Origin of the sequence: Micromonospora sp. S-DT3-3-22, from assembly GCF_015354745.1 — a bacterium.
Taxonomy (GTDB): Bacteria; Actinomycetota; Actinomycetes; order Mycobacteriales; family Micromonosporaceae; genus Micromonospora; species Micromonospora wenchangensis.
This window is the reverse complement of the sequence record NZ_JACGMO010000085.1, coordinates 21,187-32,713: the sequence shown is the minus strand read 5'-3', so window position 1 is coordinate 32,713 and position 11,527 is coordinate 21,187. Positions and strand designations below refer to the sequence as shown.

10 protein-coding genes are annotated in these 11,527 nt (G+C 73.7%); 8 read left to right on the top strand and 2 right to left on the bottom strand.

All coding sequences use genetic code 11. From position 1 onward, the window contains the following. Positions 1 to 132: 132 nt before the first annotated feature. The 3 genes from H1A17_RS22820 to H1A17_RS22810 are packed head-to-tail and all read left to right on the top strand — an operon-like array spanning position 133 to position 3,157. Positions 133 to 816 (top strand): N-acetylmannosamine-6-phosphate 2-epimerase, encoded by a 684-nt coding sequence (locus H1A17_RS22820; RefSeq protein ID WP_145920517.1) that lies wholly within the window; start codon positions 133 to 135, stop codon positions 814 to 816. Next, positions 816 to 1,523 (top strand): GntR family transcriptional regulator, encoded by a 708-nt coding sequence (locus H1A17_RS22815; protein ID WP_168222521.1) that lies wholly within the window; start codon positions 816 to 818, stop codon positions 1,521 to 1,523. Before H1A17_RS22820 ends, H1A17_RS22815 begins: the two co-directional genes overlap by 1 nt. Next, positions 1,523 to 3,157 carry an FAD-dependent oxidoreductase gene (locus H1A17_RS22810; RefSeq protein WP_194822851.1) on the top strand — a complete coding sequence of 545 codons (1,635 nt, stop codon included), beginning with the start codon at positions 1,523 to 1,525 and terminating at the stop codon, positions 3,155 to 3,157. Before H1A17_RS22815 ends, H1A17_RS22810 begins: the two co-directional genes overlap by 1 nt. A gap of 35 nt (positions 3,158 to 3,192) precedes the next feature. On the opposite strand, the gene H1A17_RS22805 is transcribed toward H1A17_RS22810, so the two are convergent. Next, the gene (locus tag H1A17_RS22805) at positions 3,193 to 3,633 is read right to left on the bottom strand and encodes a hypothetical protein (protein ID WP_145920514.1); all 441 of its coding nucleotides are present in this window, start codon (positions 3,631 to 3,633) and stop codon (positions 3,193 to 3,195) included. Positions 3,634 to 3,796: 163 nt separating this feature from the next. After that, positions 3,797 to 5,302, bottom strand: a complete 1,506-nt coding sequence (locus H1A17_RS22800) for an endo-1,4-beta-xylanase (protein WP_240762207.1) — start codon at positions 5,300 to 5,302, stop codon at positions 3,797 to 3,799. 584 nt (positions 5,303 to 5,886) lie between these two features. Between H1A17_RS22800 and H1A17_RS22795 the strand changes: the two genes are divergently transcribed. The 5 genes from H1A17_RS22795 to H1A17_RS22775 all read left to right on the top strand — a co-directional run bounded on the left by H1A17_RS22795 (position 5,887) and on the right by H1A17_RS22775 (position 11,477). Then, complete coding sequence (locus H1A17_RS22795; protein ID WP_228544058.1) at positions 5,887 to 7,320, top strand: FAD-dependent monooxygenase; 1,434 nt, start codon at positions 5,887 to 5,889, stop codon at positions 7,318 to 7,320. Between the two features lie 89 nt (positions 7,321 to 7,409). Next, positions 7,410 to 8,990, top strand: a complete 1,581-nt coding sequence (locus H1A17_RS22790; protein ID WP_145920512.1) for a phenylacetate--CoA ligase family protein — start codon at positions 7,410 to 7,412, stop codon at positions 8,988 to 8,990. 2 nt (positions 8,991 to 8,992) lie between these two features. Then, positions 8,993 to 9,433, top strand: a complete 441-nt coding sequence (locus H1A17_RS22785; RefSeq protein ID WP_194822850.1) for a DUF4188 domain-containing protein — start codon at positions 8,993 to 8,995, stop codon at positions 9,431 to 9,433. Further along, positions 9,430 to 10,518: a GNAT family N-acetyltransferase gene (locus tag H1A17_RS22780; RefSeq protein ID WP_194822849.1), complete on the top strand. Its 1,089-nt coding sequence runs from the start codon at positions 9,430 to 9,432 to the stop codon at positions 10,516 to 10,518. The genes H1A17_RS22785 and H1A17_RS22780 overlap by 4 nt, the downstream gene beginning before the upstream one ends. Then, the gene (locus tag H1A17_RS22775) at positions 10,518 to 11,477 is read left to right on the top strand and encodes a nitroreductase (RefSeq protein WP_194822848.1); all 960 of its coding nucleotides are present in this window, start codon (positions 10,518 to 10,520) and stop codon (positions 11,475 to 11,477) included. Before H1A17_RS22780 ends, H1A17_RS22775 begins: the two co-directional genes overlap by 1 nt. Positions 11,478 to 11,527 lie beyond the last annotated feature (50 nt).

Below are 11,527 nucleotides of genomic sequence, written 5' to 3'. Positions count from 1 at the left end.
GGCGCCCGCGGCGCAGCCGGTGCCGGCCGCCGGGGACCCGCTCGCCGGTGCGCTGGCCCTGGCCGACGCACCGCCCGGCCCGTTCGCCGCACTCACCGTCCAGACCGACTTCGACGCAAAGGCAGAACACCGATGAACGTGGCCGATGCCATCCGTGGACGCCTGGTCGTCTCCTGCCAGGCCCAGGGCCGCAGCCCGTTCCGGGACACCGGACACATGATGGCGATGGCGGCCGCGGCCGTGCTCGGCGGCGCCGCCGGGCTGCGGGGGCAGGGCGTGGACCACGTGCGGGGCATGGTCGATCTCGGGGTGCCGGTGGTCGGGCTGGTCAAGCGGCACACCCCCGGCAGCCCGGTCTACATCACCCCGACCGAGGCCGACGTGACCGCGCTGACCGGTGCCGGGGCGCAGATCGTCGCGGCCGACGCCACCGGCCGGCCCCGGCCCGGCGGGGAGAAGCTGTCCGACCTCGTCGCGGCGACCCACGCCGGCGGGGCGCTGTTCATGGCCGACGTCGACAGCCTGGACGCGGCCATGGCCGCCGTCGACGCCGGTGCCGACCTGGTCGGCACCACGCTGTCCGGATACGTCACCGGCCCCGTCCCGGACGGACCGGACATCACCCTGGTGGGGACGCTCAGTCGACATTGTCCGGTTCCGGTCATCGCGGAGGGGCGATACCGTACCCGTACCCAGGTCGCGGCGGCGTTCGACGAGGGCGCATGGGCAGTCGTCGTCGGCACCGCCATCTCGGACCCGGTCAACACCACGCGCAGGTTCGCGCAGGCCTGCCCGCATCCCCGGTTGGACTCGTGATGACCACCAAACTGAGCCAGATCCGCACCGAACTCCGGCACCGCGTCGCGGGCCTGCCGGCGCACTCGGCCCTGCCCCGCGAACGGGACCTCGCCGAGGAACTCGGCGTGAGCCGGACGACGCTGCGCCAGGCGCTGCGCGAACTGCTCGACGCCGGCCTGGTCTACACCATCCGGGGGCAGGGCACCTTCGTCTCGGACACCCGGATCGCCAAGGGCACCAGCCTCAGCGGGTTCACCGAGGACATGCTGGCCCGGGGCCTGCTGCCGAGCAGCAAGCTGATCGTCGCGGACGCGATGGTCGCCCGCGACGCGACGGCCTCCGAACTCGGCCTGCCCGAGGGGTCACTGCTCTACCGGGTGGAGCGGCTCCGGCTCGCCGACGGCGCACCGATGTGCCTCGAAGAGGTGCACCTGCCGGCCGACCTGTTCCCCGGGCTGCTGGTCGAGAACCTCGACAACGGGCTCTACGGGATCATGAAGGACCGGTACCACGTCCAGGTCACCGTGGCCCAGCAGATGATCGCCGCCGTGGTGCCCACCCGCCGGCAGTGCGACCTGCTGGAGATCCCGCCCTCGGCGGCGCTGCTCGAGGTACGCCGGATCGGCTACGACGGACGCGGCCGGGCCGTCGAACGCGCGGTGTCGCTCTACCGGGGCGACCGTTACCACTTCTCCCTGACGGCACGACGAGGCGAGGCGGACTGATGCGTACCACCCCGGCGGAGCAGCACACCGACGTCCTGGTGGTCGGCGGGGGCGTGGGCGGGATCGCCGCCGCGCTGGCCGCCTGCGAGGGCGGCGCCCGGGTCGTCGTGATCGAGCCGTACGGGTGGATCGGGGGACAGCTCACCTCGCAGGCGGTGCCGCCGGACGAACACCCGTGGATCGAGACGCACGGCTCGACGGCCAGCTACCGCCGGTTCCGGCAGGCGGTACGCGACCACTACCGGACCTGGTACCCGCTGGCGTCCGACGGGTCCACCCGGCCACTCAACCCGGGCAACGGCTGGGTCAGTCCACTGTGTCACGAGCCCCGGGCGGCGCTGGCGGTGCTCCAGGCCATGACCGCCCCCTGGCGGGCGGCGGGGCGGCTGACCGTGCACACCCGGGCGCAGGTCGAGCGGGCCCACACCGACGGGGACACGGTGACCACCCTGACCGTCCGACTCGCCGACGGCACGCTGCGCCACCTCGGCGCCAGCCTCGTCCTGGAGGCTAGCGAGACCGGTGAGCTGCTGGCCCTGGCCGGCATCGAGCACCGCACCGGCACCGAGTCGCAGGCGCAGACCGGCGAACCGAGCGCCCCGGACCGGCCCGCCCCGCTGAACATGCAGGCGGCCACCGTCTGCTTCGCCCTCGACCATGTCGACGGCGACCACACGGTGGACCGGCCTGCCGACTACGACCACTGGCGGACCCGGACGGCGCCCGGCTGGCCGGGCCCGCTGTTCAGCTGGACCTACCCCGATCCGCGCACGGGTCGCCCGGTCACCGGCCGGTTCACCCCCAACCCCCGCTCGACGGCGACCTCGATGGAGGAGGGCCTGATGGCGCCGGAGCTGTGGACGTACCGGCGGGTCATCGACCGGCAGGCGTTCCGGCCCGGCCTGTTCGCCAGCGACGTGACGCTGGTCAACTGGCCGATGAACGACTACCTGGACGGGCCGCTGTTCGACGTGCCGGACGCCGCGCGGCACGTCCGGCGGGCCAGGGAGGCCAGCCACGCGTTCCTGTACTGGTTGCAGACCGAGTCGCCCCGCCCGGACGGCGGCACCGGTTTCCCCGGCCTGCGGCTGCGCCCCGACGTGACCGGCACCGCCGACGGCTTCGCGCAGGCGCCGTACATCCGGGAGGCCCGCCGGTTGGTGGCGGTGACCACGCCGACCGAGCAGGACCTGTCGGTCGCGGTGCGTGGGGCCGCCGGTGCGGTCCACTATCCCGACACGGTCGGCACCGGCCACTACCGGATCGACCTGCACCCGACGACCGGCGGCGACGGCTACCTCGACGTGGCGGCGCACCCGTTCGAGATCCCGCTGGGGGCGTTGCTGCCCGAGCGGGTCACCAACGTGATCGCCGCCGGCAAGGCCGTCGGCACCACCCACATCACCAACGGCTGCTACCGGGTGCACCCGGCCGAGTGGTCGATCGGGGAGGCCGCCGGCGCGTTGGCCGCGTACTGCCTGGACCGGCAGATCCCGCCGCACGGGGTCCGCGACAGCGCGAAGTCGCTTGAGGACTTCCAGTCCGAGCTGGCGCGGCGGGGGGTCGACCTGCGCTGGCCGACGGCCATGGCGACGGCCCCGGGGTCGGCGGGAGGCGACGCCCTGCCCCGCTGAGCCCGACGTCCGGGGGAGTGCCGAGCCCCCCGCCGTCAGCGACGACCGCTGGTCAGGGCGACGAGATACTGCCCGCCGCCCTCCTCGACGCTGGCGGTCACCGGCAGTCCGGGCACCAGCCGGGAGAACCGGTCGACCAGCCAGTCCGCCGTCTCCTGGGCGTCCCTGCGGCGCGGACAGCGGGCGACCACCTCACGGCCCGCCTTGCGGGAGAGCCGCTCGGCGACGGTGATCAGCGGCGCGGGCTCCACCACGTGCAGGTGATCCGGCCAGGCGATGACGACCTTGACCGCCCCCTTGCGGCTGTTGCAGGCGCGGTGGGCGAGCCGCTCCACGACCTTGGCCTTCCGGTCGGCGGTGCGGCTGTCGACGCTGGGGCCACGCGCGTGGTTCACCGACATGTCGGCGTCGACCGGCTCGTCGCACACCCAGCATCGCCAACCGTCCCGCTGCGCGACCTCATCGAGGAGACTCATCCGTGCAACCTAGCCTGCCGCCGGGCGACCGGACCGGCCGGCGGACCACCGGGTCGCGGGGACGACGCGGCGGTCACCCGCCGGGTCGTCCCCGCGCCGTCAGAAGTCGCTTCCGCCCCCTGTCCCGGGCGGGCGGCCCGCGCCCACCCGGGACAGGCGGTGTTCAGGAGGCGGTGCAGACCGGGGTCAGGCCGCCGGCGGACCCGGTGCCCTGGAAGCCGAACTCGGTGTACTGGCCGGCGGCGACCGAGCCGTTGTAGTTGACGTTGCTGAACTGGACGCTACCGCTGGTGCCGGTGCGGTTGGCGTTCCACACGCTGGTGACCGCGGCGCCCGACGGCAGGGTGAGCTGGACGTTCCAGCCCCGGATCGGCGCGCTGCCGGCGGTCACCCGGACGGTGGCGACGAAACCGCCGGTCCAGGAGTTCAACGACACCGTGGCCGTGCAGCCGGTCGTCGGCGGCGGCGTGGTAGGCGGGGGAGTCGTCGGCGGCGGGGTGGTGGGGGGCGGCGTCGTCGGCGGCGGGGTGGTGGGCGGCGGGGTGGTCGGCGGTGGCGTGGTGGGCGGTGGCGTGGTGGTCGGCGGGGTCGTGCCCCGGCCCTTGTTCAGCTCGTCGAGGACGGCGTAGTACGCCGCCTTCTTCTGGTAGCTGCCGTTGCCGCCGGTGAACAGCAGGCCCCGCTCGGAGGAGCGCCACGACTCGCTGTCGGAGATGCCCCAGACGGTGATGCCGGTGCACTTCGCGACGTTCAGGCAGGCCCGGACGACCTTGCGGTAGTTCTCCGCCTGGCCGGTGCCGATGTCGTTGTTGCTCAGGTCGTCGTCGATGTCCACCTCGGACAGGTGCACCTCGACGCCGAGGTCGGCGAAGCGTTGGATGTTGGCCTGGAGGTCGTTGCTGATGATGCTGTTCGGGTTGTCGTTGAAGTGCGACTGGAACCCGACGCAGTCGATGTACTGGCGGTAGGTCCGCACGATGTCGTACAGCGCGTTGGCCTTGCGGTTCGGGCCACCGCCCTGGACGGTCAGCCCCTCGACGTCGTAGTCGTTGATGCAGAGCTTGGTGGAGTATCCGCCGGCCTGCACGACCTGCTTGGCCCGGATGAACGAGTCCCGGATGACGTCGGTGTCCCCGGCGTCGAAGAAGTCGCCGTCGCCGTTGGCGTCCCGGTTCATGGTGTGCGGCCACTGGTTGCGGCGGCGGCCGGTGTTGTTGTCCTCCAGCGACTCGTTGACCACGTCCCAGTAGGCGATCTTGCTGCCCCAGCGGTTGATGGCGTTGCCGATGAAGGTGTTCAGCGTGGCCTGGCTGGCCCCCTGGAGCGCGCCGGCCTGCGAGTGCCACACCAGCGTGTGCCCCCGGACCAGCATGCCGTTGCTCTGCGCGTGGTTGACCAGCTGGTCCGCGCCGCTGGTGTTCTGCAGCCCACCGCTCGACGTGGCGATCCGGTCGGGCTTCATGTCGTTCTCGGGGGTCAGCTGGCCGAATTCCTGGGCGAGGATCGGGTAGAGCCGGTTCGGTGAGGACGCGGTGCCGAAGAACAGACCGGCCTTGGCCGCCGCGGCCCGCAGCGTGGTCTCGGCGGCGGCGGCCGGGGTGCCGGACTGGACCGCCACCGCGCCGCCGACCAGTAACAACACCGCCGCCGGCAAGGCTGTTCTGCTCACTATCCTGCGTCGCCTCAGGCTGCTGCCCACGGACCCTCCTCGGTACACGACTTCAATAATCGATGCATGTGTATGCCTATCGAAGGGTCAGTATCGATACCGGTCGACCATACTGTCAACAACTTTCGGAAATGTTCCGGAAACCTCTCCGGGGTCGGCGATCCGGCGGGGAGCAGGTTCGCGCAGGTGGACGCGAGGCGGGCCGGGGCCGGCGGGGGGATGGCGCGCGGACGGGTCCGCCGCTGACCGGGCGGACGCCGAAACATTCGAAACCCCGGAGTGCCCGTCGGCGGAAACGCGCTGGACAGGCCGCCGATCCGACGCGTACCTTGCCGCTGCCCCGTCCGCACCGCCCGAGGAGGTGAGACCCCGTGAACGTCGTACCGATGTGGGTGCTCCCCCGTCCCGTCACGGTCGGGCGACCGACGTAGCCGTCGCCCGGGAGTGCCCCACCGCCAGGCTCTCCCGAAAGGCTCCCCGTGTCCCGGCCGCAGTTCCCCACCCCCTCGCCCGTCGACCCGACCGTGCCCACCCCGGTCGGCGACCCCGGCCCCGACCTTCCGCCACCGGCCGGCACCGGTCCGCTGCCCCGGGACGCCGACGTGATCATCGTCGGCTGCGGCCCGACCGGCGCGATGCTCGCCGCCGAACTACGCCTGCACGACATCCGGGTGCTCGTCCTGGAGCGGGAGACCGAACCCCCGTCGATGGTGCGGATCGTCGGCCTGCACGTGCGCACCATCGAGCTGATGGCGATGCGGGGGCTGCTCGACCGCCTGCACGAACACGGCCGGCGACGACCCGCCGCCGGCTTCTTCGCCGCCATCGCCGCGCCCCCGCCCCCCGGCCTGGACACCGCCCACCCCTACCTGCTGGGCATCCCGCAGCCGGTCGTGGTGCGGCTGCTCGACGAGCACGCGACCGGCCTCGGGGCGCAGGTCCGCCACGGCACGCCGGTGGTGGGCCTCGACCAGGACGACGCGGGGGTGCGTGTCACCCTGGCCGACGGGCACCGGCTGCGGGCCCGCTACCTCGTCGGCTGCGACGGCGGCCGCAGCACCGTGCGCAAGCTGCTCGGGGTCGGCTTCCCCGGGGAGCCCACCCGGACCGAGACGCTGATGGGGGAGATGGCGGTCGGCATGTCGCCTGAGGAGATCGCGGCCACGCTGGCCGGGCTCGGGGAGGTCGACAGACGCTTCAGCCTCACCCCCTTCGGCGGCGGGTCCTGCCGCGTCGTCGTCCCCGCCGCCGGGGTCGCCGACCGTACGGTGCCACCCACCATCGCCGACGTCCGACAGCAGTTGCGCGCCGTCGCCGGCACCGACTTCGGGGTGCACTCCCCGCGCTGGCTGTCCCGCTTCGGCGACGCCACCCGGCTCGCCGACGCCTACCGGGTGGGGCGGGTGCTGCTGGCCGGCGACGCGGCGCACATCCATCCGCCCATCGGCGGGCAGGGCCTCAACCTCGGCGTGCAGGACGCGGTCAACCTCGGCTGGAAACTGGCCGCCCAGATCCGGGGCTGGGCGCCGGCCACCCTGCTGGACACCTACCAGGACGAACGCCGCCCGGTCGCTGCGGACGTGCTGGACAACACCCGCGCCCAGACGGAACTGCTGTCCACCGGACCCGGCCCGGCGGCGGTACGCCGGCTGCTCACCGAACTGGTCGGCCTCGACGCGGTGAACCGCCACCTGACCGAGAAGATCACCGGGATCGGCGTCCGCTACGACCTCGGCCCGGGACCCGACCTGCTCGGCCGGCGGCTGCGTGACCTCGACCTGCGATCGGGTCGCCTCTACGACCGGCTGCGCCACGGCCGGGGCCTGCTGCTGGACCGCACCGGCCGGCTCGGCGTCGCCGGCTGGGCCGACCGGGTCGACCACCTCGCCGACCCCACGGCGGCCCTGGACGCCCCCTGCGTCCTGCTGCGCCCCGACGGTCACGTCGCCTGGCTCGGCGACGACCGGGCCGACCTGGACGACCACCTGACCCGCTGGTTCGGCCGGCCCACCGGCTGACCCCTGCCGGCCGACCGAGTAGGAATACTCAGGTATCCACCGCACCCGGCCTCAGGACCCGGCGCGCCGGCCCGGACAGAGTGGTCGGCATGGCCGAGCTACCGCACCGACCCGTCGCCCTGCGTACCGTCGAATCGCCGTTGCCGGCCGTGGTGGCGCACGGCCGGCAGGTCGGCCTGGGGGCCCTCGGCCGCGCGGTGGCCGCGCTGGGCCGGCTCGCCGCCCGGCACCCCGCCGGCTGGCGCTGGACGGCCCGGCGGCACCACCCGGTGCTCGACGGGCTGGCCGCCGCGCACGCCCGGACGGTGTGCGCGCGGGCCGCCCGGCAGGTCCCCGCCTACCGCGCCTTCCTGCAAGCCCGCCCGGCGGGCGTACGCCGCCGGCTCACCGACTTCCCCGAGACCGACAAGCGCAGCTATGTGACGGCGCACGACGCCGCCGCCCGGTGCCGGCACGGGCGGCTGCCCACCCGGGGGGTGGTCGTCGACGAGTCGGCCGGCTCGGCCGGGCAGCCGTTCAACTGGCCGCGCAGCGAACGGGAACTGCGCGCCGTGCACCGGGACATCGCCGGCTACACCGGGCTGGTATTCCCGATGCGCCGACCGTTCGTCATCAACGCCTACTCGATGGGCGCCTGGGCCACCGGGACGACCACCGGCGCGGCGATGGCCCGGATCGCGGTGGTGAAGAACACCGGCCCCGACCTCGGGAAGATCATCGACACGCTGCGGGAGTTCGGGCCCGAATTCGACTACCTGGTGACCGCCTACCCGCCGTTCCTCAAACACCTGCGCGACCGGCTCGACGCCGAGGGTTTCCCCTGGTCGCGCTACCGCGTCGCGGCCAGCTGCGGCGGGGAGGGGATGACCGAGGCGCTGCGCGACTACCTGGAGCAACGCTTCACCCTCGTCCGGTCGGCGTACGGGGCGTCGGACCTGAGCATCGGCATCGGCGCGGAGACCCGCTTCACGGTGTGGCTGCGCAGGCGTCTGCAGACCGACCGGGGGCTGCGCGACGCCCTGCTCGGCACCGACGAGCAACGGCTGCCGATGGTGTTCCAGTACAACCCGTTCGCCACCTACCTGGAGACCAACGAGCGACGGGAACTGCTCTGCACGGTCACCGGCGGCGACGTGCTCCAGCCCCGGCTGCGGTACAACGTCGGGGACGAGGCGCTGCTCGTGCCGTACCGGCGGGCCGTCGACCTGGTCTGCGCCGACCCGGTACGCCGGGCCGAACTGCGCACCGCGCTCGCCGCCGAGCGGATGACCCTGCCGCTGCTGCTGCTCTTCGGTCGCAGCGACTCCACCATCTCCTACCTCGGCGCGAACCTCTACCCGCAGGACGTCGAGTACGGCCTCTACGTCGGCAACCCGTACGCCGCCGAGATCAGCCGGTTCTGCCTGGCGCTGGTCGAGGACGCGACGCTGGAGAGCCGGCCGGTGATCCACCTCGAACTGCGCCGCCCGCTGGCCGCCGCGCAACGCGCCGCGCTCGCCGACGCGTGCCGGCTCGGCGTACGCCGGCACCTGACCTCGGTCTCCCGCGACTTCGCGCAGTCCCTGGTGGAGGACTCCACCGCCGGGGACCTGCGGGTCGAGCTGCACACCCCCGGCACCGGCCCGTTCGCCGGGCAACAGAAGATCAAGAACAGCTACCTGGTGAGGTGACCATGCGTACCCGTGACTTCTCCCGAGCCCCCGCGCAGGCCCGCGCCGGCGCCATGTTCATCGGCGGCACCCGCTACACCAACCCGCTGGTGCTGCTGCGGCTCGCCCCCTCCTGGTTCCGGATGCTGCGCGACATGCGCCGGATGAACGGCTACTGCTGGCACACCGTCTACTGGCAGTTCCCGCTGACCCTCGGCACCATCGCGTTCTTCACCGACCGCGACGCGATGCTGCGTTTCGCCCGTACCCGGCACCACCGCCGGCTGATGGTCTGGCTGACCGACGGCACCCGCAACGCCACCGCCGGCTTCATCCGGCTCTACACCGCCACCCCCGACGGCTACTCCAACGGCACCTGGCGGGCCGAGGGCCCCGAGATGGGGCACATCGCCACCTTCACCCCGCTGGGCGCGGAGACGACCGGGCCGGCGGTACGCCGATGAGCCCCGCCCGGCACCGGTTCACCCGGGTCACCGACCGGCGCGGCCTGCGGCAGTTCCTGGCCTTCGGCGACCGCCTCTACGTCGGCGAACCCCGCCACGTGCCCACCCCCCGCCAGCAGATCCGCCGCTGGTGGCGCGACGGCGTACCGCTGTACCTGCTGCGCGACGCCGCCGGCACGGTCGTCGGCCGGACCACCCTGCACACCGACGCGGACTTCGACGCCAAGCTCGGCCGCCGGTGCCAGCTCTTCGGGCTCACCGAGTTCACCGAGCCGGCGGCGCAGCCGCTGTTCGACGCGATCACCGCGCACGCCGGCACCGACCGGGACCTGCTGTTCGGCCCGGTGGCGCTGCTCCCCAACCAGGCCGGCGGCGTGATCACCTCCGGGCACGCCGAGCGGGGCTTCGTCGACAGCGCCTGGAACCCGCCGTGGTACGCGACCGCCTACGAGGCGTCCGGGTTCGTCCGCCGGTTCGAGGCCGACACCTGGATCTGCCCCGTGCCCGCCCCGCCGGAGCCGGTCCCGCCCGTGCACGTCGACCCGGACGGCGCGCGGATCGCACTGCACCGGGGCGACGTCCGCCGCCTCGACGAACAGCTCGACCTGCTACGCGGAATGCTCAACGCCTCCTTCGCCCAGCTCGGCTACTACACGCCGATCTCCGCCGCGCAGCTACGGCGGCAGACCGACGGGCTGGCGTACCTGCTGGACGAGTCGCTGCTGCTCTACCTGACCCGCGACGGCGAACCGGTGGCGTTCGTGCTCTGCGTACCCGACATCTCAGAGTTCCTGATCGCCGTCCGGGGCGACCTGCACCTGCTCAACCAGGCCCGGTTGCTGGCCGCCCGCCGCCGCTACCGCCGGGAGGCCGTGCTGATCGTCAAGGGGGTGCTCCCGCAGCACCAGGGACGCGGCTACCAACGGCTGCTCTCCACCCACCTGCACCGCAACCTGTACACCGGCGGCTACACCACACTGCGCAGCACCTACGTCGGGCGGGACAACGCCGCCTCGGCCGCCCAGTACCGCCGCCTCGGCGGTCGCCCGCTGCACGGGTACACCTTCTACGCCAGGGAGCGCTGATGGACCACGACGCGTTCCGCGCCCTCGAACCGTGGTGTTGGCGGGCACCGAGCGCGCACAACACCCAGCCGTGGCGGCTGCGCTACGAACCCGACGCGATCCGGATCGGCTGGGACCCCGCCCACACCCTGCCCGTCGGCGACCCCACCGGCCGGGACCTGCGGCTGTCCCTCGGCGCGTTCGTCGAAACCTGCCTGATCGTCGCGGCCGACGCCGGCCTGCGGCTGGAGTACGTCGCCGACCACGACGAACACCACCGGTGGGTGGGGCTGCTGCGCCCCGCGCCCGTGCGTCACCCGACGCCGTTCCGCACCACCGACGTGTGGGAACGCCGGACCCACCGGGGCGTCCTCGCCGGGGCGGTGGGCCCGGACACCCGCGCCGCGCTGGACGCGGTCGCCCGCCCTGCCGGCGGCGGCGTGCGGGCCGTGCCGGACGCCGGCCGGCTCGGCACCCTGCTGCGCACCGCCGACCGCCGGCAGTACGCCGACCCGGCGGTCGTCGCGGAACTGCGGCGCTGGCTGCGGCTGGACCCGACACATCCGGGCTACCACGCCGACGGGCTCACCGACAGGTGCCTCACCCTGTCGCGTCCCGCCGCCGTCGGGCTGCGCGCGGCACTGGCCGGGTACCCGGTGCTGCGTCCGCTGGGCCTGCCCCGGCTGCTCGCCGCCGCCGACCCCCTCGCCCGCGGCGGCACCGTGCTGGTCCTGCTCGCCCCGGAGCACCTCGACCCGCCCGGCCAGGTCGAGTTCGGACGGGTGCTGCTGCGGGCCTGGCTGACCCTGCACACGGCGGGCCTGGCCGCCCACCCGCTGAGCCAGCTCATCGACGTCCCCACCACCCGGACGGCGCTCGGTGCGCTGCTCGACGTCGCGCCGCAGCGCCTGCTGCACGTCACCCGGGTCGGCCGACCCACCCGCCCCGCACCCCGCTCGGCCCGCCGGGTCCGGGCCTGACCGGCGCACCCACGGCCGACGCCCGACGGCCGGGGTGGACTGTCCGGTTG

What these genes read in the sequence shown, in the direction of transcription:
- H1A17_RS22810 (WP_194822851.1), top strand. Translation starts at nt 1,523, where the DNA reads ATGCGTACCACCCCGGCGGAGCAGCACACCGACGTCCTGGTGGTCGGC.
- H1A17_RS22790 (WP_145920512.1), top strand. Translation starts at nt 7,410, where the DNA reads ATGGCCGAGCTACCGCACCGACCCGTCGCCCTGCGTACCGTCGAATCG.
- H1A17_RS22815 (WP_168222521.1), top strand. Translation starts at nt 816, where the DNA reads ATGACCACCAAACTGAGCCAGATCCGCACCGAACTCCGGCACCGCGTC.
- H1A17_RS22805 (WP_145920514.1), bottom strand. Translation starts at nt 3,633, where the DNA reads ATGAGTCTCCTCGATGAGGTCGCGCAGCGGGACGGTTGGCGATGCTGG.
- H1A17_RS22785 (WP_194822850.1), top strand. Translation starts at nt 8,993, where the DNA reads ATGCGTACCCGTGACTTCTCCCGAGCCCCCGCGCAGGCCCGCGCCGGC.
- H1A17_RS22775 (WP_194822848.1), top strand. Translation starts at nt 10,518, where the DNA reads ATGGACCACGACGCGTTCCGCGCCCTCGAACCGTGGTGTTGGCGGGCA.
- H1A17_RS22820 (WP_145920517.1), top strand. Translation starts at nt 133, where the DNA reads ATGAACGTGGCCGATGCCATCCGTGGACGCCTGGTCGTCTCCTGCCAG.
- H1A17_RS22780 (WP_194822849.1), top strand. Translation starts at nt 9,430, where the DNA reads ATGAGCCCCGCCCGGCACCGGTTCACCCGGGTCACCGACCGGCGCGGC.